This window comes from Glycomyces mayteni (genome assembly GCF_042428885.1).
Taxonomy (GTDB): Bacteria; Actinomycetota; Actinomycetes; order Mycobacteriales; family Micromonosporaceae; genus Glycomyces; species Glycomyces mayteni.
This window is the reverse complement of sequence record NZ_JBHMBP010000004.1, coordinates 405,770-428,242: the sequence shown is the minus strand read 5'-3', so window position 1 is coordinate 428,242 and position 22,473 is coordinate 405,770. Positions and strand designations below refer to the sequence as shown.

Genomic DNA, 22,473 nt, shown 5'->3' with positions numbered 1-22,473 from the left:
CCGCACATGACCTCCGAAGACCGCCTTGAGATCCCCGAAAGCTGGCTCGCCGAGCTGCCGCCGCGCCGCGGCGTGCGCCCCGGCGAGCCCGGGGAGCTCGACCCCAAGGCCCCGCTGCTCGTGCGCGGCCGCCTCAAGTCCCGCGACGCCGACCTGCGGGCCGCGTTCGGACCCGGCGCGAACACGTTGCACGCCGCCGCGGCGATCCGCCACCTCGACGGCGAGCCCGACCCCGCAGGGGCCGCGGCGCTCGCGGCCCTGAGCGAGCAGTCGGACCGCCGCGGCGGCGAGACGACGCTCCGGCCCGAACTCGACGCGTGGGTCCAGGACTTCGGCCTCCCGTTCGCCGTCGCCGCGTGCGCCGTCCGCCTCGGCATCCACGCGTGGAACCCCTCCGGCGGCTGGAACAAGCCCGACGCGCTGCCCGACCGCAGGATCAGGCCGGTGGGCCTCACCGAGATGAACCGGCTCTACTCCGAGCACAGCCGCGGCGTCAGCCGCCTCCGCGCGCTCCTCGCCGCCGCCTCCGACGACGAGTACGCCGCCGTCGCCGACGAGCTCGCCGAGCACCGCACCGACCCGGTCACGCGGTTCGCCGCCACGATCCTCATGCCCGAGCGCCTCGACTGGGCCGAGGAGACCTGCCGCGAGTACAAGGCCGGCGGGAACGGCTACTTCGACCCGCTCCTGTGGATCAACCTCGACCGCCCCGAACTCCTCACGGCCGCGGGCATCTCCAAGCTCGACCAGTGGCAGGTCAGCCGGTACGCCGCGACCGCGATCCTCGACAACCTCGGCACCGCCGCGCTCCCGTTCCTCATCAGTACCGGCCGCCAGCAGCTCGACGCGGGCGCCAAGCGCACCGTCCTCGACGCGATCGCCCTGGTGCCCGCCGACGAGGCCATGGCCCACCTCGTGTCCCGCCTCGACGAGGCCCAGGTCTTCGAGGTCGCGGTCGCCGCCGCCGCGCGCTTCCCCGGCCGCGTCCTGCGCGTCGTCGCCGCCGCCTCCCGCACCGCCGCGCCCGAGTTCGCGCCTCGCCTCGCCGCCGTCGCCGACGCCGTCCCCGCCGACGCCCGCGCGGCCCTCACCGGCGACGACGCGGCCGCGATCAGCGCGCTCCTCGCGCCCCCCGCGATCCCCGACGCCGACCCCGCCGACCTGCCCCCGATCCTCACCGCCCCGCCGTGGACCGCCAAGCGCGCCAAGCGCAAGCCCGCCGTCGTCGAGGTCGCCTCGGACGCGGCGCCCCAGGTCGTCTGGGCCGCGGGGGAGGCCGAGCGGTGGTCGAAGCCCGAGTACGACTACTTCCGGAACCACAGCGACGCCGACTGGCAGAAGATGCTCGACCGCGGCGGCGTCGGCCGCGGGGCCGTGCGCCACAACCACTCCGTCATGGTCACCTTCGCGCCCACGTCCTTCGCCCTCCAGGCGCTGGCGAAGTGGGACGGCTCGTTCAGCCCCTACACGACCGGCGACCTCAAGGTGGTCCTCGGCCGGTTCGGGCCGCTCGCCGCCGACAAGGTCGTCACCGCGCTGCGCTCGCACCCGACGTACCACGAGGCGCTCGTCCCGATCCTCAGCGTCGAGGCCGCCCGCCTCGCCGCCGACTGGTACGCCCGCCTCAAGGGCGCCCGCGCCTCGGCCGTCGCCTGGTTCGAGCGCCACGGCGCCGCGGCCGCGGCCCTGCTCGTCCCCGACGCGCTCGGCCCGGACAAGAAGCGCCGCGGCAACGCCGAAGGGGCCCTGTGGAACATCGCGCTGCGCATCGGCACCGAAGCGGTCACGGCCGCCGCCGAGCCGTACGGCCCCGAAGCCGTCGCCGCGGTCGCCGAACTGCTCTCGGGCGACCCGCTGGAGCCGCGCGGCGTCAAGGTCCCCAAGATCGGCGCGTGGGTCGCCCCGCGGCTCCTGCCGCAGGTGTTCACCGCCGCGGGCGACCGCGCGCTCCCGGCCGACTCGGTGCGCCACCTCGTCACCGTCCTCGCGCTGTCCACACCGGACTACCCGTACGCGGGGCTCGACGCGGCCGCCGCGGCCTGCGACCGCGCGTCCCTGACCCGTTTCTCCCGCGGCCTGTTCCGCCTGTGGCTGTCCTCCGGGTCGCCCTCCAAGGACGGGTGGGCGCTCACCCAGCTCGCCCACTTCGCCGACGACGACACCGTGCGCCTCCTCGCCCCGCTCGTGCGCGAATGGCCCGGCCAGGCGCAGCACAAGCGGGCCGTCAACGGCCTCGGCGTGCTCGGCGCGATCGGCTCCGAGGCGGCCCTGCGCGCCATCCAGGGCATTGCCGAGAAGGTGAAGTTCAAGGCGCTCAAGGAGGAGGCCCGCGTCCAGATCGCAGGCATCGCCGACAGCCTCGGCCTCACCCGCGAGCAGCTCGCCGACCGGCTCCTCCCGGACTTCGGCCTCGGCGAGGAGGGCGCGCTCGTCCTCGACTACGGGCCGCGCCGGTTCACCGTCGTCTTCGACGAGCAGCTCAAGCCGTTCGTCACCGACGAGGCCGGCAAGCCCCGCAAGAGCCTCCCCAAGCCCGGCGCGAAGGACGACGCCGAGCGGGCCGACGCCGCCTACAAGCGGTTCGCGCTCCTCAAGAAGGAGCTGCGCACCGTCTCCGCCGACCAGGTGCAGCGCCTCGAAGCGGCGATGATCAACGGCCGCACCTGGACCCGCGACGAGTTCGAGCGCTACTACGTGCGCCACCCGCTCACCTGGCACCTCGCCCGCCGCCTCGTGTGGTCCGCCGAAGCGAACGGCATGTCCACCGCGTTCCGCGTCGCCGAGGACCGCACCTACACCGACGTGGAGGACGACGCGTTCGAGCTCCCCGAGGACGCCGTGATCCGCCTCGACCACCCGATCCGCATGGGCGAGCGGGCCGCCGACTGGGCCGGCATCCTCGCCGACTACGAGATCCTGCAACCCTTCGAGCAGCTCTCCCGCCCGATCCTCGCGTTCACCGAGGAGGAGCTGTCCACCGGCAGCCTCGCCCGCTTCGACGGTGCGAAAGTCGAGGTCGGCAAGCTCCTCGGCCTCACCAGCAAGGGCTGGCACCGGTCCTCGCCCGAGGACGGCGGCGTCGAACCCGGCATCTACTTCCCGCTCCCCAACGGCGGGTTCGTCACCGTGGCCCTCGACCCGGGCATCTGGGTCGGCATGATCGCCGAGAACCCGGTCCAGACCCTCTCGGGCGTGCGCCTCATGGCCTCCGAGGACTACTGGTGGTCCGCCGCGGGCCGAAACCCCGAACCCAACCACCCCACCGACATCGACCCGGTGACCGCCTCCGAGGTCCTCGCGGCCCTCACCCGGATCACCGCCAAGGAGTGACCGCGGTCCTCCCCGAGGTCCTCTCCCCTCTCGAACAGCCGACGGTGCGATGACCTCGGGGGGATGTCGCACCCTGTCTCTATGATCTTGGGGAACCGACCGCCCCCCGCGAAGGACCGAAATGACCGAAACCGTTGCAGCGCAAGAAGATCGACTGATCCTTCCTGCCGAGTGGACGGGTCGGCTGCTGCCCCGGCGCGGGGACGGAAGGGGCGAAGCGGTCGAGCCGGACCCCGAGGCGCCGAAGAAGGCCGCGGTGATCCGCAACGAGCGCCGCGACGACCTCGTCGCGGCCCTCGAACACCCCGACTGCGACCCGGCCGCGGGCCGCGCCGGGCTGGCCCACCTCAACGGCGACCCGAGCCCCCTCGGCGCGGCGGCCGTCCTCAGCATCCTCCGCTTCGACGACCACTACCGCGGCGCGCTCTTCGAGACCGGCGGCGAGCACTCCGCCGCCAACCGGGAGCTGTACGCGGCCCTCGCCGCCGACCACGGCCTCCCGTTCGCCGTGGCCGCCGCCATGGAGGACCTCGCCCTCGACACGAGCTGGACCACCCCCGGCACCTGGTCCCCGAACTCCCTGCCCACCGTCGCCGCCGGGTCCTTCTCCAGCCTCAAGTGGACCGTCGTCTGGTCCGACCCGCAAGGGGCCCTGCCGCTCCTGCGCGGCCTCCTCGCCGCCGCCGAGGACGAGGAGTACGGCCGCGCCGTCGAGGCCGCGCGCGAGACCGGCGACACCGTCCTCAAGCTCATCGCCGCCGCCGTCCTGCTCCCCGGCCAGACCGACTGGGTCGACGCCGCCTGCCTCGCCCGCCACATCCAATCCGGGTACGCCGGGACCGCCGCCGTCGAGGCCGCCGTGCTCCGCTCGGTCTCCAGCGCCGGGCACCTGAAGTCGTTCCGCCTCCACAGCCTCCCGGCGCACCTGGTCCGCCCGAACCTCGTCGCCGAACTCGTGCGGGGCACCGGCTCCGCGATCCTCCCCGCGCTCGTCAAGACCCTCGACCAGCGCAGCCTCGACCTCGCCCAGCGGACCCTCCTGTTCGACGCGATCAGCCTGCTCCCCAGCGACGACGCCGCGCTCCTCATCGTCGAGCGCGTCGACCGGCCAGGCGCGCTCGCCGCCGTCAAGCGGGCCGCCGTCCTCCACCCCCGCCGGTTCGCGCGCGCCGTCGCCGCCCTCGCCGCGACCACCGCCCACGCCGACCGCTTCCGCCTCGCCGGGGCCCTCCGCCAAGAGGACGTGCCCCTCGCCGACGTCCTCGCCGACCTCCCCGAGACCGACCGCGCCGCCGTCGAAGCGCTCCTCGCCGAAGCCGCCCCCGCCGTCGCCGACACGCTCCCGCCCGCGCTCACCGCGCCCCCCTGGGCCGAGCGCAGGCGCCGCCGCGCCCCCGAGCCCCTCCCCGGACTCGCCGCCCCCGACACCGTCGAGATCGTCTGGGCCCCGGGCGAACACGAAGCCGCCCTCGCCCTCGAACCGGCCTTCGGCGAATGGGACGAGGCCGAGTACTGGGCCGCCGACACCGAACTGGGCCTCGGCTTCGCCGACCGCCTCCGCGGCCGCCTCGCCCGCGGCGGGGCCGCCGAGTCCCCCGCGATCCTCAAGAAGCTCAAGGACGCCCCCAAGTACGCGTACGCGCTCGTCCCCATCCGCAGCGCCGAAGCCGCCGCGCTCGCCGCCGACTGGTTCGCGCGACTCAAGTCCGCGCGCACCCACGCCGCCGACTGGCTCGACCGCCACGCCGAGCACGCCGTCCCGTTCCTCGTCCCCTGCGCCCTCGGCCCCGACAAGCGCCTGCGCGACGGCGGCGAAGCGGCCCTGCGCCACCTCGCCCGCCGCCTCGGCACCCCCGCCGTCCTCGCCGCCGCGCCCGCCGAGGCCCGCCCCCGCACCGCCGCGATCCTCGCCACCGACGCCCGCATCCCCCTCGCGGGCGCCGTCACCCCCGGCGCGTGGGCCGACCCCGCCATGCTCCCCCCGGTCATGCTGCGCGGCAGCGCCACCGCACCCCCCGCCACCGCGCTCCCCGCCGAGGCCGTCCGCCACCTCATCGCCGCCCTCGCACTGTGGACGCCGCGACTGCCGTTCCCCGGCGTCGACGACTACGCCGAGCACTGCGACCCCGCGTCCCTGCAACGCTTCTCGCTCGCCCTGTTCGACCTGTGGCTGCGCGCCGACGCCCCCAGCAAGGACTCCTGGGCCGTCGACCAGCTCGGCGCGTTCGGGAACGACGCCACCGCCGCCGTCCTCGGCCCGCTCGTCGCCGAATGGCCCGGCCGCAGCCAGCACGACCGCGCCCTCACCGGCCTCGACGTCCTCGCCCACATCGGCACCGAGGCCGCCTTCACCGCCCTGCGCGACATCGAGCGGTCCTTCAAGTTCCCCAACACCGCCTCCGAGCGCGCCCGCGAGCACGCCGAGCGCCTCGCCGCCGCCCGCGGCCTCACCTACGACGGCCTCGCCGACCGGCTCCTGCCCGACGCCGGGATCACCGACCCCGAGGCCCTCACCTTCGACTACGGCCCCAGGCGCTTCCACGTGACCTTCGACCGGCTCCTGACCCCGCACCTCACCGACGGCGACGGCAAGCCCCGCAAGGCCCTCCCCAAACCCGCCCAGCGCGACGACGCCGCCCTCGCCAAGGCGAGCCAGGCCCGCTACCGGGCCCTCGTCAAGGCCGTCGAGCTCACCGCCGAGGAGCAGTCCGAGCGCCTCCGCGCCGCGATGCTCACCGGCCGCGTCTTCACCCTCGACGACCTCCGCGTCCTCGACGCCCACCCCATCGCCGGGGTCTTCCCCCGCCGCCTCGTCTGGCACTCCGGCGGCACCGGCTTCCGCATCGCCGAGGACGGCGGCTTCGCCGACGTCCACGACCGCGTCTTCCACCCCGACCCCGCCGCGATCCGCCTCGCCCACCCCGCGCTCCTCGGCGACGACACCCCCGCCTGGATCGCCCTCATCGCCGACTACGAACTCCTGCAACCGTTCGACCAGCTCTCCCGCCCCGGCGACGGGTTCACCGCCGACGAGCTCGCCACCGGCCGCCTCACCCGCTTCGACGGCCACCGCGGCACCTTCCACGACCTCGGCGCCCGCCTCGGCTGGACCCAGACCCGCGCCTCCTTCGCCACCTCCGACGCCTGGGTCTGGCGCCTCCAGCGCGCCGTCCCCGGCGGCTGGCTCCTCGGCGACGTCGACCCCGAACCCGCCCGCCACGAGCCCGACCCGGCCGTCGTCCACACGCTCACGAACGTCCGCCTCCAGACCAACCGCAACCGCCGCCCCGACGCGGCCCGCCCCCTTCCGGGGAGCGCCGTCGACCCGGTGGCCGCCGCGGAACTCCTGGCCCGCCTCAACGGCCACACCGACCCGACCGACTAGAAAGCAGACGATGACCGCCAAGACCGCCGAACCGCGCCTCCAGAGGCCCCCCGCCGAGCAGCGCTACGCCGACGAGCTCGCCAAGCTCGCCGCCGAGGACGACGCCCCCCGCCCGCCCGGCTGGGCCCTGAGCCTCCAGGCCGCCCGCACGTTCATCTGCGGCGACGAGGCCCGCGGCATCGCCAAGAAGTTCGTCGGCGACCCCTCGCTCATCGACCGCGCCCTCGTCACCCTCGCCACCAGCCGCGGCCTCATGCTCGTCGGCGAGCCCGGCACCGCGAAGTCGCTCCTGTCCGAGCTCATCGCCGCCGCCGTCTCCGGCGACTCCACTCTCACCATCCAGGGCGGCGCCTCCACCACCGAGGACCAGATCGCCTACTCCTGGAACTACTCCCTCCTCGTCTCCGAAGGCCCCACGCAGCGCGCCCTCGTCCCCGCGCCCCTCCTGCGCGGCATGTCCGAAGGCCGCGTCGTGCGCTTCGAGGAGATCACCCGCTGCCCCCTCGAAGTCCAGGACTCGCTCCTGTCCCCGCTCTCCGACCGCGTGCTCGCCATCCCCGAGCTCGAAGGCGACTCCATGGTCTTCGCCCGCGAGGGCTTCAACATCATCGCCACCGCCAACACCCGCGACCGCGGCGTCAACGAGATGAGCGCGGCCCTCAAGCGCCGCTTCAACTTCGAGACCGTCTTCCCCATCGCCGACTTCAAGACCGAACTCGACCTCGTCGAGCACGAGGCCGCCAACGCGCTCGCCCGCTCCGGCGTCCCCCAGGCCCCCTCCCGGGACGTCCTCGAAGTGCTCGTGCGGGTCTTCCGCGACCTGCGCGTCGGCGACGCCAACGGCGGACGCCCCCAGGCCGTCATGTCCACCGCCGAAGCCGTGTCCGTGGCCCACGCCGTGGGCATCAAGGCGTGGTACCTGCGCGGCGGCAACGCCGAGGCCGGCGACATCGTCGACTGCATGGCCGGCGCCGCCGCCAAGGACTCCACCGAGGACCTCGCGCGCCTGCGCCGCTACCTGGAGCAGAAGGCCCCCAAGCGCAAGGGCCCGCACTGGCAGTCGCTCTACCAGGCCCGGAACCTGCTGCCCGGATGACCGACCGCCTCCACGTCCAGGGCGTGCGGCACCACTCGCCCGCCTGCGCCCGCCTCGTCGCCGAGCGGATCGAGGCGCTGCGGCCCGCGGCCGTGCTCATCGAGGGCCCGGCCGACTTCAACGACCGGCTCGGCGAGCTCGCGCTCGAACACGAACTGCCCGTGGCGATCTACTCGTATGCGAGCACCGACACCTCCGTGCGCCGCTCGTGGACCCCGCTGTGCGACTACTCGCCCGAGTGGACCGCGCTCACCGAGGGCCGCCGCATCGGCGCCGACGTCAAGTTCATCGACCTCCCCGCCTGGCACGACGCGTTCGACGGCGTCGAGAACCGCTACTCCGACGCCGAGCGCCGCTACACCGAGGCCACCGACCGGCTCTGCGCCGCGTTCAGCGCCGACAACCAGGACGCCCTGTGGGACCACCTGGTCGAGAACGCCGAGCCCGAGGGCCTCGCCGAGCGCCTCGACCACTACTTCGACCTGGTCCGCGGCGAAGCCGACGCGAACGGCACCGACACGGTCCGCGAAGCCCACATGGCCCAGTGGATCAGGGCCGCGCTGGCGGACACCGACGGCCCGGTCCTGGTGGTGTGCGGCGGCTTCCACGCGCCCGCGCTGCGCCGCCTCGCCGCCGAGGGCGAGACCGCGGCCCCCGATGTGCCGCGCCCGCCCGAGGGCACCGAGGTCGGCGGGTTCCTCGTCCCGTACTCGTTCCGGCGCCTCGACGCGTTCGCGGGCTACCAGTCCGGGATGCCCTCGCCGGAGTTCTACCAGCGCCTGTGGGAGGACGGCCCCGTCGTCGCGGCGGGCGCGCTCATGGAGCGGATCACGACCCGCCTGCGCGGCAAGGGACTCCACGTCTCCACTTCGGATCTCATCGGGGCCAGGGCGCTCACCGACGGGCTCGCGCGGCTGCGCGGGCACCGCGTGCCGGGCCGCACCGACCTCCTCGACGGCCTCGCGAGCGCGCTCATCAGCGACGACCTCGAAGCCCCGCTGCCGTGGACGCGGCGCGGGACCCTCACGGCCGGAACGCATCCGGTGGTCGTGGAGATGACCGCGGCCCTCACCGGCGAGCGCGTGGGCCGCCTCCACCCCGACACGCCCGCGCCGCCGCTCGTCGCGGACGCGCAGGCCGAGATGGAGCGCCTCGGGCTCGACAAGGACGGCTCGCTGCGCCTGGACCTCGCGCGCCCCGCCGACCTCGAACGCAGCCGGGTCCTGCACTGCCTGCGGCTGCTGAGCGTCCCCGGGGTCCGCCGGGACGACGGCCCGGCCGCGGGCGCCGACGTCACCGCCGAGGAGCACTGGACGCTCCGCCCCGGCGAGGAGCGGCTGCCCGCGCTCATCGAGGCGGGCGCGCTCGGCGCGACCCTCGGCGACGCGGCTCAGACCGTCCTGGAGCACCGCCTCGACCGCGACGGCGCCCTGGAAGCCCTGGCCTCCATCCTCTTCGACGCGGCCCTGTGCGGCCGCGCGCACCTGACCGACCGGCTCGGCGCCGCGGTGGAGGCGGCCGTGGCCGACTCCAGCGACGTCGCCGCCGTGGGCCAGGCGCTCGCCGTGGCGCTCGCGCTGTGGCGCCACGACCACCTGTTCGGCACGGCCGGGAGCGACCTGTACGGCTCGGTCGTCTCCTCGTGCTGCGACCGCATCCTGTGGCTGGTGGAGGGGCTCCACGCCCCGCCCGGGCCCGCCGAGCCGGGCCGCCTGCGCGCGCTCGTGGCGCTGCGCGACGCGGTGCGCCACGCCCCGGGGCTCGCCCCGGCCGCGGGCACGGTGACCGGTGCGGCCGACCGGATCGCGCTCGACCCGCAGGCCCCGCCGGACCTGCGCGGCGCGGCCCTCGGGCTCGCGTGGGCCCTGGGGGCCCCGGCCGAGGCCGCCGCGGCGGCCGAGGCGGAGGCCGCGCCCGACCGCCTCGGCGACTGGCTCGCCGGGCTGTTCTCGCTCGCCCGCGAGGAGGTGGTGGCCGAGGACGAGGGCGTCATCGCCGCCGTGGACGAGCTCGTGGGGGACCTGAACGAGGCCGAGTTCCTCGAAGCGCTCCCGGCGCTGCGCGGCGCGTTCGCGATGTTCCCGCCGCGCGAGCGGGGCCTCATCGCCGAGCGGGTCGTGTCGCTCCAGGGCGGCGGCGACGCCGCGTCCCTGACCGCGCGCCTGGAGGTCGACCCGGTGACCGTCGCGGGCTCGCTCGCGCTCGAAGCGCGCGTGGAGGCCGTCCTCGCCCGCGAGAACCTCGACTTCCGAACGGAGACTTCATGAGCGCGGACCTCGAACGCTGGCGGCTCATCCTCGGCCCGGCCGCCGAGCGCAGCACCGGCGGCCTGAGCCGGGAGAACGCGGGCCGCGACGCCGCCCTGGACTGGCTGTACGGCCGGGACGAGGACCTCGGCAAGCGCGACGTGCGCCGCGGCGGCGCGCGCGGCGCGGACCGCCATGGCGGCGACGAGCCCTCCATCGTGACCACTGTGGACTGGCTGGACAACATTCACCGGCTGTTCCCCAAGGAGACGATCGAGCGGCTCGAACGCGACGCGATCGAGCGCTACCAGATCAACGACGTGCTCACCGACCCCGACGTGCTGGCCCGGATCGAGCCGAACCCGGCGCTGCTCAAGGCGGTGCTCCAGACCAAGCACCTGATGAACCCCGCGGTCCTCAACGCCGCCAGGCGCATTGTCGAGGAGGTCGTGCGCCAGCTCGTGGAGAAGCTCTCGGTGCAGGTGCGCACGGTCTTCACCGGCAGCCGCAGCCGCAAGCCCAGCTTCCACCGCCGCGCCCGCGACTTCGACCTCAAGCGCACCCTCAAGGCCAACCTGAAGCACTACAGCCCCGAGGACCGCCAGGTCTCCATCGAGCGGCCCCACTTCCACTCGCGCACCTCCAAGCGCCTGGAGCAGTGGCAGCTCGTGCTCCTGGTGGACCAGTCCGGCTCGATGACCAGCTCGGTCATCCACTCCGCGGTGACGGCCGCGTGCCTGTACGCCCTGCCGGGCCTGAAGACCCATCTCGTCGCGTTCGACACCTCCGTCGTGGACATGACCTCCGAAGTGGACGACCCCGTGGAGCTGCTCATGAAGGTCCAGCTCGGCGGCGGCACCGACATCGCCAAGGCCGTGGACTACGCGGCCGGGCTCATCGAGAACCCGCGCCGCTCGATCGTCGCGCTCATCACCGACTTCTACGAGGGCGGCAGCGAGGCGCGGCTCGTCCACACCACGAAGCAGCTGTGCGAGCAGGGCACCCAGTTCCTCGGCCTCGCCGCGCTCGACGAGGAGGCGAACCCCTCCTACGACCGCAACCTCGCCAAGCGAATGTCCGACGTCGGCGCCCACATCGGCGCCATGACCCCCTCCCACCTGGTCGAATTCGTAGCGGAAAGGCTCGGCACGTGAGAGACGACCTCCTTGCCCTCACCCCGGACGCGCTGGCGGCCCTTGCCAACCGCGGCCTCGTCAAGCGCGCCGCGAAGGACCTCGACGCCGGGACCGTCCCGGAGCTGGCCCTCGCCGACGGCGCGCTCACCGCGGTCTTCCCCGACGGCGCCACCGCCGTGCTCCCCGCCGAAGGCGGCCTCGAAGCGGCCACCTGCTCCTGCGGGGCCCCCGGCAAGTGCCGCCACCGCGTCGGCGCGGTCCTCGCCTACCAGCGCGAGCAGGAGGCCGCCCCCGCCGCCGAAGCGGTCCCCGCCGACGCCGGGCCCGTGAAGACCCCCGCGGTCATCACCGACGACCAGCTCCGCGCCGCGTTCGGCCCGCACGCGTTCAAGGCCGCCGAGGCCACCCGCAAGGCCGGGTACACCGCCCGCCTCACCTGGCCCGGCCCCGACCAGCACGCGACCGCGGAGCTCCCGGCGGCCACCGTCAAGTTCCTCGTCCCCGGCGACGTCGGCTACGCCCACTCCGACGCCACCGGCCCCGCCCGCGACGCCGCGATCGTCCTCGCCGTCTGGGCATTCCGCGAAGCCGAGGCCGGCGCGGCCACCGTCAGCGTCGGCGGCTCGGACCCCGCCGAGACCCTCGCCGAATCGGTGCACCTGGTCCACCAGGTGCTCCTCGACGGCGCGGCCGGGGCCGACGCGGTCCTGCGCGCGGCCCTCCAGCGCGAGTCCAAGGCCCTGACCCGCCGCCGCGCCCACTGGCCCGCGGGGGCGGTCAACGACCTCATCGACCAGTTGCAGCGCTACGAGGACCGCTCCGCGGCCTACGACCCGCACCGCCTCGCCGTGCTCCTCGCCGAGATCCCCGCCCGTGCCAGGGCCGCCGCCCACCCCACCGGCACCCCCGCCGCGCACGTCCTCGGCTCCGAGGAGGCGGACGCGACCCCGCTGACCCTGGTGCGCCTCACCGGGCTCGGCGCGCGCGTCGGCACCGAAGGGGACCGCCGCACCCTGGAGCTGTACCTCGCGCAGCCCGAGACCGGCATGGTCCTCTCCATCCGCCGCGACTGGCCGATCCCCGAGAACGAGCAGGTCACCGGCGCCGACGTGGCCGCCCGCCGCCTCGCCGGGTGCCGCATCGGCTCCCTCGCGGCCGGGAACACCGTCACCGAGGCCGCCACCCGCACCGCCGCCCGCGCCCTCAAACTCGGGACCGGCCGCCTCGCCAAGACCCAGGTCCTCCCGCTCGGCCTCGCCTGGAACGACCTCCCGGCCACGTTGCGCGCCACCGACCTCGACGCGCTCGCCGCCGAACTGGGGGAGCGCCCGCCCGCGCTGGTGCGCGCCCGCGTGGCCGCCGAGTCGCTGCGCGTCCTCGCCGTCGAGTCCACCGAGCTCCTCGGCTACGACCCCGCCTCGCAGCGCCTCCACGCGCTGGTCACCGGCCCCGACGGCGGCACCGCCCGGGTCCTGGTCGCGCACACCTCGGCCGCGCCCGGCGCGCTCGAAGCCGCCGAGCAGGCCCTGAACGCGGGCCCGCTCGCGGTCGCCGGGCACGTCCACCGCCACCGCGGGGAGCTCATCGTCGAGCCGACCGCGATCCTCACCCCCGACGGCCCGGTCGTCCCCGACCTGGCCCCCGGCGACGACTCCGCGGAGCTGGAAGCCGCGGGGGAGTCCGCGGCCGCCGAGCCGGTCTCGGCGGCGATCGAGGACGCGATCGCGGTGTGCGCGGACCTGGCGCACCAGGGCCTGCGCCGCTCCCGCGAGCCCTCCCGGGTCCGCGTCGAGGCCGCCGCCTCGGCCCTGAACCGGGTCGGGCTCCAAAGGGCCGCAACGGATTTCGTGCACCTGTCCAAAGCGTTGGGGAACGAGGACGAGGCCGCGAAGAGCGCCGCCTGGACCGCCGCCGCCGTCCGGATGCTGGTCACCGCTGAGCTACACTAGCCGTCTCTTGGGAAGATCCCCAGCCACAACACCAGCCACTCGGACACCACCGGGACCAACCGTCCCCTCCGCAGAGTCGGCGATCCACCACGAAGCAAAGCAATGAGGCTTTCCGTGCCACACACTGTGATCGACCTGCAAGACCCGATCTTCCTCGCCCACCGCGGCGGCAAGCTCCGCACCTCGACCACCGTCCCCCTCGACAGCCGCGAGGACCTCTCCGTCGCCTACACGCCCGGCGTGGCCCGCGTGTGCGAGGCCATCGCCGCCGACGAGTCCCTGGCCCGCACGCACACCTGGCGCTCCAACCTCGTCGCCGTGGTCACCGACGGCACCGCCGTCCTCGGCCTCGGCGACATCGGCCCCGCCGCGTCCCTGCCCGTCATGGAGGGCAAGGCCGCGCTGTTCCGCCAGTTCGCCGACGTGGACGCCGTCCCGATCTGCCTGGACACCAAGGACCCCGACGAGATCGTCGCGGCCGTCGCCGCCATCGCGCCGTCCTTCGGCGGCATCAACCTGGAGGACATCGCCGCGCCGCGCTGCTTCGACATCGAGGACCGCCTCAAGGCCCTCCTCGACATCCCGGTGTTCCACGACGACCAGCACGGCACCGCCGTCGTCGTCCTCGCCGCGCTCACCAACGCCCTGCGCCTCCAGGACCGCCGCGCCGCCGACCTCACGGTCACCGTCGTCGGCGCCGGGGCCGCGGGCGTCGCCATCACCAAGATCCTCACCGAGGCCGGCGTCGGCGACGTCGTCGTCTGCGACTCCACCGGCATCATCCACGAAGGACGCGGCCGCTTCAACTCCGTGAAGGCCCGCCTCGCCGCCGCCACCAACCGCGAGGGCCGCCGCGGCGACGTCACCGAGGCCCTCCGCGGCGCCGACGTCCTCGTCGGCGTCTCCGGCGGCACGATCCCAGAGTCCGCGCTGGAAGGCATGGCCGACGACGCGATCGTGTTCGCCCTCGCGAACCCGACCCCGGAGGTCGCCCCCGAGACCGCGCTCAAGCACGCCGCTATCGTCGCCACCGGCCGCAGCGACTACCCGAACCAGATCAACAACGTCCTCGCGTTCCCGGGGATCTTCCGCGGCGCCCTCGACGCCGGCGCCGCCGAGATCACCGAGGCGATGAAACTCGCCGCGGCCCAGGCCATCGCCGACATCGCCGCCGACGACCTCGCCGCCGACCGCATCGTCCCCTCCCCGCTCGACCCGCGGGTGGCCCCCGCGGTCGCCGCCGCCGTCAAGGCCGCGGCCTGAACCACCGGAACGAACGGCCCGGCGGCCTCCGCCGGGCCGTTCCCCCGTTCGGACGCAAGGGAACACAGGGTGGCCGCGAGCTGTCATACTGCGAGGACGTGCCCCCGATGCCGCACTGAACCCTCCCCGGAAGGAGACGAGCAGTGGCGGAGCCCAAACCCCCGAACCTGCGCACCCGCGTCTCCACCGGCCTCCTCGCCGTCGTCGCGATCCCCCTCGTCCTGCCCGCCGCCGAACCCCTCTTCCAGGGCAACCTCACCCTCCGCATCCTCATCGCCGTCGCCCTCGTCGTCCCCGGCGCCGTCATCGGCCTCCGCGGCCTCCTGCGCCGCCGCACCGCCCCGCGCGCCGCCGAGGACCGCGCCGACCTCCACGACTCCCTCGTCCTCCTCGCCGGAGCCGTCGAGGAGGAGTGGTCCGCCGAGGCCGTCCGCCTCGACCTCGCCCCCGGCGCCCACGCCCTCATCGACGTCCGCTGGCGCACCGCGCCCGGCCGCGGCGGGGCCTGGGGCGACCAGACCGGCAGCCTCTCCGAACTCGTCGAGCTCTACGACCAGACCGACCACCACACCCTCGTCGTCCTCGGCGACCCCGAGTCCGGCAAGACCGCCTCCATGGTCAACCTGACCCTCGCGCTCCTCGCCGCCCGCCCGAAGGACTCCGACGCCCCCGTCCCCGTCCTCTTCCCCCTCGCCGACTGGGACCCCGACAAGAGCCTCGAAGACTGGCTCGTGCGCCGCCTCGCCGACCAGCACGCGTGGCTCGGCGCCGACGAGCACGGCCGCGACCTGCCCCGCCGCCTCGTCCGCGGCGGCCTCATCCTGCCCGTCCTCGACGCCCTCGACGAGGCCCCCGCCAAGGCCCCGCGCACCGCCGTCCACTCCCGCGCCGCCCTCATCGAGGCCGTCAAGGGCTCACGGCACCTCCCCGGCGTCGTCGTCTCCTCCCGCCGCGCCGAGTACTGGGAGGCCGAACGGCACGCCCGCCGCTCCGACGCCGTCGTCATCGAGCTCCAGCGCCTCGACACCGAGCAGATCCGCCTCTACCTCGAAGCCGCGCTCACCGGCCGCGAACGCCCCCGCTGGGACCCCGTATTCGCCGCCCTCGACACCGGCGGCCCCCTCGCCGACGCCCTCGCCACGCCCCTCGTCCTCTCCCTGGCCCCCAAGGTCTTCGACGGCACGAGCGACCTGGCCGATCCCGCCCGCGTCACCGCCTTCGACGGCCCCGAGGCCCTCAAAGCCCACGTCCTGCGCGAGTTCGCGCCCTCCCGCTTCGCCCTCGCCCCCGACGAGGAGGACCGCCGCAAGGGCCGCGTCGCCCGCGAGGACGCCATGCGCTGGCTCGCCTCCATCGCCCGCGGCACCGCCCGCGGCGGCGAGCGCGAACCCGTCCGCTGGTGGCGGCTCTCCCTCCTCGCCCGCCGCGCCACCCGCATCGCCGCGTGCGCCGTCGGCGCGGGCCTGAGCTTCGCGTCCGTGTTCACCGGCGCCGCGATCGGGTTCGCCCGCACCGGCATCGGCACCCCCGCCACCCTCGCGCTCGCCGTCTTCCTCGGCCTCGTCGCCGCCGTCGCCCTCGGCACCGCCTGCTACCGCAACCAGCCGCCCGCCCCCGCCGAGACGCAGGTGCAAGTGGACGGACAGCACCTCATGGCCGCCCTGAAGAGCGGCGTCCCCATCTTCATCTTCGCCACCGTCGCCGGGATCGCCATGGTCGGCGTGACCCGCGGGCCCATCGTCGGCTTCGCGTTCGCCGTCCCCATCGCCGCCATGTACGCGATGGTCGCCCCCGACGCCGAGCCCACCGCCACCAACCCCCGGCTCCTGCTCCGCCGCGACCTGCGCGTCGGCTACGTCTTCGGCGCCGCCTACGGCCTCCCCGCGTTCCTCGTCGGCCTCCTCGTGTCCGGCGACTGGCGCCTGGGCGCGGCCTTCGGCGTCACCGCGGCCCTCGCGGGCGCGACGCTCTACGGCCTCCAGTGGTTCTTCGCCCTCCAGGGCGGCAAGGCGGGCGCGGCCGCGTTCGTCCATCTCGGACTCGCGGTGCTCGCGCTCGCGCCGCGCGGGCACCTGCCGTGGCACGTCATGCGGTTCCTCGAAGAGGCCCACCAGCGCGGCGTGCTGCGCCGCCAGGCCGGGGGCGCGTACGTGTTCCGGCACGAGAGCGTGGCCGCGGCGATCGAGGCGTGGACGCCCGCGTCAGTTCTGCCACGCCCCCGCGGTGAACGAGAAGGAGCGCAGGCGCTTCCTGAGGTCGAGTGACGCGGGGTCGATCCCGAGCTCGCGCAGGTACACCGCGGAGTCCTGGGTCCCGTCCGGGAACCCGCCCGCGTCCCCGGGGAACGGCAGGACCCGGCACGGCACGGGCCGGTCCGGCGCTTCGACGAGCATGCGCCGCTTGGCCTCCGCGCGCTCGCGCCACAGGGCGAGCCACCCGCCCGCGGGCCGCTCCCGCAGCTCCTCGGCGCCGAGCCCGAGGTGCTCGGCCCACAGCCGCCGCCGCAGCGCCGCGATCTGCGCGCCCGTGGTCGCCGCCCCGGTCCCGTCGAAGTCGGCGATCGACAGGTTCACCTCCGTGGCCCGCGCGTCGCCGTCCGCGCCGGACCCGAACGCCCCGATGAGCCTGCCGCCCAGCCGCATCGGCCATGAGGCCCGCGCCTGGTGCTCGGACGCGAGCTGCGAGAGCCCGTCCAGGTTCGCCGAACCGACGGTGGCCCACGCGTCGTCCGCGACGGCCACTTTGGAGTGGATGTGGGTGCGGATCACCGAGCGGCCCTGGTGGCTCCACGCGGTGAACACCCCGAGCCGCTCCGCGGCGTCCCCGGCCTTGCGGAACAGCCGGTGGAGCGCGTCGCGCTGCCACCGCGGGTACCCGGGGATGTCGGGCCGGGAGTTGAGCAGCGCGATCACTTGCAACGCCTCGTTGCCGCGCAGCGCCGCCGCGACGGCGTCGGCGACCTCCACCGACGTCAGGTACTGGTTCTCCAGGTACACGAAGTCCCCGGCCCGTTCCAGTGCCCGCCGGTACGACTCGAAGATCCCGGTCTCGCCCTGCGGCAGGCCCCGGTACCGCGCCCCGTGGAGGGTGCGGGTCACCTGGACCTGGAGCGTCCCCGCGGGTTCGGGCGGCTCGGCCGGCGGGAGGTCGGCGGGTCCGGCGTGGGCCCAGTGGAGCCCGAACGCGGCGTCGAGGTCGGCGACCGCGGGGCCGCGCACGACCGCGCTCACGTCGTGCGTCGGCGCGAGGACCGAACTGCGCCAGCGCAGGTGCCCGCGCCGCGGGTCGTCCACGAGGTGCCCGGTCCCGTCGAAGTACTCCTGCGCGAAGATCGAGCCGATCGAGAACGCGGTGCGCCCGTCGACCACGAACAGCTTGGCGTGGACGGGGACGGCCTGCGGGGTGCGCAGCCGCCTGGTCCGGACCTGCGCTCCGCACCGCTTGAAGTACCGCTCGACCTGCCGCGAGGTGTTCGCGGGGGACCAGGCCGGGAGCACGTGGTTGAGCAGGACGCTCACCTCGGCGCCGTTCGCGGCTGCCTGCGCGAGCCGCTCCTCCAGCCTGACGCTCCCGGGCGCGCCGCGCCTGCCCTCGACGGGCCCGCCGAAGCCCATGCGCACGTGCGGAAGGTCGAGCATGAACAGCAGGCACCGCACGGACTCGCGCGCGGACCCGACGGCCTCGGCCAGGCGCCCCCACGCGTCCTCGTTGTCGATCAAGAACTCCACGGCGTTCCCGCCGGTCGGGCGCGGCCCCTGCGCGGCGGCGGGGTTCACTCGGCTGGCGCCTTCGCGGCCCACAGTCCCCTTGCGCGCCAGGAGATGAGCGAGGCGATCGTCCCGGCCGCGATGCCCGCGGCGAGGTCGGCGACGTAGTGCTGGTGCATGAACAGCGTCGAGAGCACGATGAGCGCGCACCACGCCGTGCAGAGCGCGCCCGCCTTGCCGCCGTAGCGGAGCCAGTGGATCGCGAACACCGTGGAGAACCCGGTGTGCAGGCTCGGGAAGGCGTTGTACGGCTCGTCGTTGCCGTACACGAACCGCACCAGGTCCGGCAGGAACCCCTCCCCGATCTCCGTCGGGCGCTCCACATAGGTCTGCAACGTCAGGTAGCACGCGTACGCGATGAGCAGCAGGACGATCCCCGCGAGCAGCGTGCTCAGCGCCAGGTCCGCGTCCTTGCGGGCGAACGCGACCGCGGTGAGGACCGCGAGGAGGAACGCCGAGAGGTACGGGATCGCGAACGCGGGCACGAACGGGATGTGCTCGTCCAGCGGCGTGCGCGGGATCCAGTCGGCGGGGCCGTGGTTCAGGGCCCCGTAGCAGGAGTAGAGCCCGCCGAGGACGAGGGCGAACCCGAGCGCGAACAGGACCTCGCGCCGGGTCCGGAGGGGGTGAGCGGTCATCGTGTCAGCTTGGCACATGCGCGCTTCGGATGCGGCGCAGCCGCTTCGGGCCCCCGCGCCGACTCACGCCTCGGCGAGGAGCCCGGCGAGCGCGGCGATCACCTCGCGGCCCTCGACCTGCGAGGCCCATTCGCGGGGGAGCGCGGCGTGGCCGTACGCCGCGCCGTAGAGGTTTCCGAGGATCGCGCCGGTCGAGTCGGAGTCGCCGCCGTGGCTGACGGACGCGACGAGCCCGTCCCGCACGTCGTCGGTCCCGAGCAGGCAGTACACGGCGATCGCGAGCGCCTCCTCGGCCACCCAGCCCTCCCCGAGCGGCGCGCACGTGTTCGGCCCGGGCGGCACGTTCCCGGCGAGCGCGTACGCCGCCTGGAGCGCGTCGGCGGTCTCGGACCGGTCGAGGGTGCGGCGCAGGTGGAGCATCGTCTCGGACACCGCCTTCTGCGGGGCCTCGCCGTTCGTCAAGCGGGCCGTGATCATCGCGAACGCGCCCGCGGAGGACCCGGCGGTCGGGTGCCCGTGCGTGAGCGCGGAGCACTGCTCGGCGAGCGCGTACGCCGCTTCGGGACCGAACCGCAGCCCGAAGGGGGCCGAGCGCATGACGGTGCCGCAGCCCTTCGAGTTCGGGTTGACGCCCGGCCGCGCCCCGTGCGCGAGCCCGGAGATGCACGCGTTGCCGGGCGCGCGCCGCGCGTACAGCCACGGCTGCGCCGCGAGCCCCTCGGACGCCAAGGGCGGCATGGGCTCCCGCTGCGTCTCCAGCCACCGCAGGTACGCCTCCCGCACCGACTCGACCTCGTCGCCGGGAGCCGCCAGGAGCAGCCCCTCGACGGTGAACAGCGTCATCTGCGTGTCGTCGGAGACCCGGTTGTACCGCATCTCGGTGACCCCTTCGGGGCCGAACTCCTCCTCGATGAACCGCCAGGCGTCGAACTCGACCTGGTACCCGAGGGCGTCGCCGACCGCGCCGCCGACGAGGCAGCCGAGGACGCGGTCGTGCCGCGTGAGCGCTTCAGTCACGCCGGGATTCTATGGCGTCCTTGCCTGTCCGCCCTCCACCACTCGGCCCGTGTCGCCCGGACCGGCCCCGGACGCGCCTTCATGACCCCCGCCACAGCGGTTTGCGTTCGAGCGCGCTCGAAGCCATAGCGTCGTCCCCATGCAGCAGGACACCTGGATCATCACCGGCGCGAACCGCGGCTTCGGCCGCTCCCTCGCCGCCGCCGCACTCGCGAACGGCCACAACGTGGTCGCCGCCGTCCGCGACCCGAAGCAGCTCGACGACCTGGCCGCCGCCCACCCCGGCCGCCTCGCCGCGATCGCCTTCGACGTCACCGACACCGAGGCCGCCCCCGGGCTCGCCGCCGCCGCGCTCGAACGCTTCGGCCGCATCGACGCCCTCGTCAACAACGCCGGGGGCGCGGTCGTCGGCGCCGTCGAGGAGGTCGCCGACCGTCGCCTGCGCGACCAGATGGACCTCCACCTCTTCGGCCCCGCCGCGCTCGTGCGCGCCGTCCTCCCCGCCATGCGCGCCCAGGGCCGCGGCACGATCGTCCAGATGAGCAGCCAGGGCGGGCGGATCTCCTTCCCCGGCGTCTCGGCCTACTCCGCCTCCAAGTTCGCCCTCGAAGGCTGGTCCGAGTCCCTCGCGGGCGAGGTCGCGCCCTTCGGCGTCCGCGTCATGATCGTGGAGCCCAGCCGCTTCCGCACCGGCTTCCACGGCGCCCTCGACTTCGCCGACGCCGCGGCCGCCTACGGCGACAGCCTCGCCGCCGTCCGCGCCGACATGGCAGGCGTCGCGGGACGCCAGGAAGGCGACCCCGACAAGGCCGCCCGCATCATCCTCGACCTCGTCGCCGCCGACGACCCGCCGCTGCGCCTGCCCCTCGGCGCCGAGGCCGTGCGGCGACTCGCCGACGCCCACCGGCACGGCCTCGCCGAAGTGAACCGCCTCGCCGACATCGCCCGCAGTGCCGACTTCGACGCAGTGGCCCCCTCCGTCCGCCCGGTCTAGGGTTCAGCCCATGGCCACCGAAGAACTGCTCGCGCGGGCCCTGGAGTCCCTCGGCGACGACGGCCCGGTCTCGGCCGAGGCGATCCGCCGCCTCACCGACCCCGCCGCCGTCCCCGAGTCGATGACGATCGCCGAGGCCGCCGACCTCCTCGACGTCTCGGCCCACACGCTCCGCTACTACGAGCGCGCCGGACTCGTCGCGGTCGCCCGCGACGGCCTCGGCCACCGCGTCTACGACGCCGAGGCGGTCCGCCGCCTCGTCTTCCTCACCCGGATGCGCCTGTCCGGCATGCCCATGCGCGACCTCCAGCACTACATCGCGCTGGTCGACGCGGGCGAGGCCACCGTGCCCGAGCGCCTCGACATGCTCATCGAGCACCGCGACACCGTGCGCCGCCGCATCCGCGAGCTGACGCTCTCCCTCGCCGCCACCGAGTTCAAGATCGCCGCGTACGGCGGCGGGGCCGCCCCCGAATCCGTGGAATGACGAACGGCCCCGGGCATCCGCCCGGGTCCGTCCTCACGTCTCGCCTACGCGGCCGGTTCGGGCTCGCGCTCCACGATGAAGTCGCCCTCGCGCTCGCCGTGGATCTCGTAGTGCAGCGGCACCGCGTCGGTGCTCGGCTCCCGCTTGCGCAGGCTGAACGGCACCGCGACCACGGCCGCCCACAGCACGCCCGCGCCGAGCATGTGCAGGCCCACCAGCAGCACCGGCAGGTCCAGGTAGTACTGCGTGTACCCGATGACGCCCTGGAGGAGCTCCACGACCAGCAGCACGTACGCCGTGCGGACCGCGCGCTCGGGGGCCTTGACGGCGTGCAGCGCCGCGATGAGCGCCACCGTCATGCCCACCAGCAGCCACACCAGGTCCGCGTGGAACTGCGACATCATCGCCGGGTCGAGGCCGTTGCGCGGCGTGTCGGCGTCGCCCGCGTGCGGGCCCGAGCCGGTCACGATCGCGCCGAGCACGATCACCGCGGCTGCCACCCCGACCAGGCCGCGCCCCAGCAGCACCACCGGGCGGGGGACCAGTGGCACCACCGCGCCGTCGGGCTCGCCCGAGCGCACGTACAGCGCGATCGAGAGCGCCACGAGCGGGATCGACGCCAGGAAGTGCAGGCCCACCACCCATGGGTTCAGGCCGGTCCACACGGTGATCCCGCCCAGGACGGCCTGCACCGGGACGTACAGGCACGCCCCGAACGCCAGCTTCACCAGCGACGGCCGCCGCGGCACCCGCAGCCACGCCGCGAGCAGCGCGGCCACCGCGATCGCCACGAGCACCCAGGTCAGCACCCGGTTCCCGAACTCGATCGCCCCGTAGATCCCCATCTCGGGGGTCGCCACGAGGGAGTCCTCGGTGCACTTGGGCCACTCCGGGCAGCCCAGGCCCGACTCGGTCAGGCGCACCGCGCCGCCGGTCACGATGATGCCGATATTGGCGATCACACTGGCCAGCGCCCACCGGCGCACCGCGCCCGGCTTGCTGAACCACCGCTGCAACAGGTTCACCCGGCGAATGTATATGCCGCCCCGGGACGGGAACCCCCCGCCGTGCAAGGGTGTGCGCCAGGCGTCCCCGAGCCGTGTGAGGTTAGGCAAACCTGCGTGCCCCGTCTCACGATCGACCGTCTCGACGGTTCCCAGCGAAT

14 protein-coding genes are annotated in these 22,473 nt (G+C 74.7%); 10 read left to right on the top strand and 4 right to left on the bottom strand.

What is annotated here, in order from left to right; all coding sequences use genetic code 11:
• Window positions 1-6: 6 nt before the first annotated feature.
• The 8 genes from ACFFXY_RS17225 (at window position 7) to ACFFXY_RS17190 (ending at window position 16,669) form a co-directional block, all read left to right on the top strand.
• A complete protein-coding gene (locus tag ACFFXY_RS17225) occupies window positions 7-3,330 on the top strand; it encodes a DUF4132 domain-containing protein (RefSeq protein ID WP_382353115.1) in 3,324 nt (1,107 codons plus the stop codon).
• A 256-nt stretch (window positions 3,331-3,586) separates the two neighbouring features.
• Window positions 3,587-6,715, top strand: a complete 3,129-nt coding sequence (locus ACFFXY_RS17220; RefSeq protein WP_382353112.1) for a DUF4132 domain-containing protein — start codon at window positions 3,587-3,589, stop codon at window positions 6,713-6,715.
• A gap of 10 nt (window positions 6,716-6,725) precedes the next feature.
• Window positions 6,726-7,811: an ATP-binding protein gene (locus ACFFXY_RS17215; RefSeq protein WP_382353110.1), complete on the top strand. Its 1,086-nt coding sequence runs from the start codon at window positions 6,726-6,728 to the stop codon at window positions 7,809-7,811.
• Entirely contained in the window at window positions 7,808-10,078 is a 2,271-nt protein-coding gene (locus tag ACFFXY_RS17210) for a DUF5682 family protein (RefSeq protein ID WP_382353107.1), read from the top strand. The genes ACFFXY_RS17215 and ACFFXY_RS17210 overlap by 4 nt, the downstream gene beginning before the upstream one ends.
• Complete coding sequence (locus ACFFXY_RS17205) at window positions 10,075-11,211, top strand: VWA domain-containing protein (RefSeq protein ID WP_382353104.1); 1,137 nt, start codon at window positions 10,075-10,077, stop codon at window positions 11,209-11,211. Before ACFFXY_RS17210 ends, ACFFXY_RS17205 begins: the two co-directional genes overlap by 4 nt.
• Window positions 11,208-13,142 carry a YehQ family protein gene (locus tag ACFFXY_RS17200; RefSeq protein ID WP_382353101.1) on the top strand — a complete coding sequence of 645 codons (1,935 nt, stop codon included), beginning with the start codon at window positions 11,208-11,210 and terminating at the stop codon, window positions 13,140-13,142. Before ACFFXY_RS17205 ends, ACFFXY_RS17200 begins: the two co-directional genes overlap by 4 nt.
• Window positions 13,143-13,271: 129 nt before the next feature.
• Window positions 13,272-14,405 carry an NAD(P)-dependent malic enzyme gene (locus tag ACFFXY_RS17195; RefSeq protein ID WP_382355477.1) on the top strand — a complete coding sequence of 378 codons (1,134 nt, stop codon included), beginning with the start codon at window positions 13,272-13,274 and terminating at the stop codon, window positions 14,403-14,405.
• Between the two features lie 143 nt (window positions 14,406-14,548).
• Entirely contained in the window at window positions 14,549-16,669 is a 2,121-nt protein-coding gene (locus ACFFXY_RS17190; protein WP_382353098.1) for an NACHT domain-containing protein, read from the top strand.
• On the opposite strand, the gene ACFFXY_RS17185 is transcribed toward ACFFXY_RS17190, so the two are convergent.
• The 3 genes from ACFFXY_RS17185 to ACFFXY_RS17175 form a co-directional block, all read right to left on the bottom strand.
• Window positions 16,607-18,181, bottom strand: a complete 1,575-nt coding sequence (locus tag ACFFXY_RS17185; protein WP_382353095.1) for a phospholipase D-like domain-containing protein — start codon at window positions 18,179-18,181, stop codon at window positions 16,607-16,609. The genes ACFFXY_RS17190 and ACFFXY_RS17185 overlap by 63 nt on opposite strands.
• Window positions 18,178-18,810, bottom strand: a complete 633-nt coding sequence (locus tag ACFFXY_RS17180) for a phosphatase PAP2 family protein (protein ID WP_382353092.1) — start codon at window positions 18,808-18,810, stop codon at window positions 18,178-18,180. The genes ACFFXY_RS17185 and ACFFXY_RS17180 overlap by 4 nt, the downstream gene beginning before the upstream one ends.
• A gap of 63 nt (window positions 18,811-18,873) precedes the next feature.
• The gene (locus ACFFXY_RS17175; RefSeq protein WP_382353089.1) at window positions 18,874-19,827 is read right to left on the bottom strand and encodes an ADP-ribosylglycohydrolase family protein; all 954 of its coding nucleotides are present in this window, start codon (window positions 19,825-19,827) and stop codon (window positions 18,874-18,876) included.
• A gap of 139 nt (window positions 19,828-19,966) precedes the next feature.
• On the opposite strand from ACFFXY_RS17175, the gene ACFFXY_RS17170 reads away from it, so the two are divergent.
• Window positions 19,967-20,821 (top strand): SDR family NAD(P)-dependent oxidoreductase, encoded by an 855-nt coding sequence (locus tag ACFFXY_RS17170; RefSeq protein WP_382353086.1) that lies wholly within the window; start codon window positions 19,967-19,969, stop codon window positions 20,819-20,821.
• Between the two features lie 10 nt (window positions 20,822-20,831).
• A complete protein-coding gene (locus ACFFXY_RS17165) occupies window positions 20,832-21,308 on the top strand; it encodes a MerR family transcriptional regulator (protein WP_382353083.1) in 477 nt (158 codons plus the stop codon).
• Between the two features lie 44 nt (window positions 21,309-21,352).
• On the opposite strand, the gene ACFFXY_RS17160 is transcribed toward ACFFXY_RS17165, so the two are convergent.
• Window positions 21,353-22,333 (bottom strand): COX15/CtaA family protein, encoded by a 981-nt coding sequence (locus ACFFXY_RS17160; RefSeq protein ID WP_382353080.1) that lies wholly within the window; start codon window positions 22,331-22,333, stop codon window positions 21,353-21,355.
• Window positions 22,334-22,473: the final 140 nt, after the last annotated feature.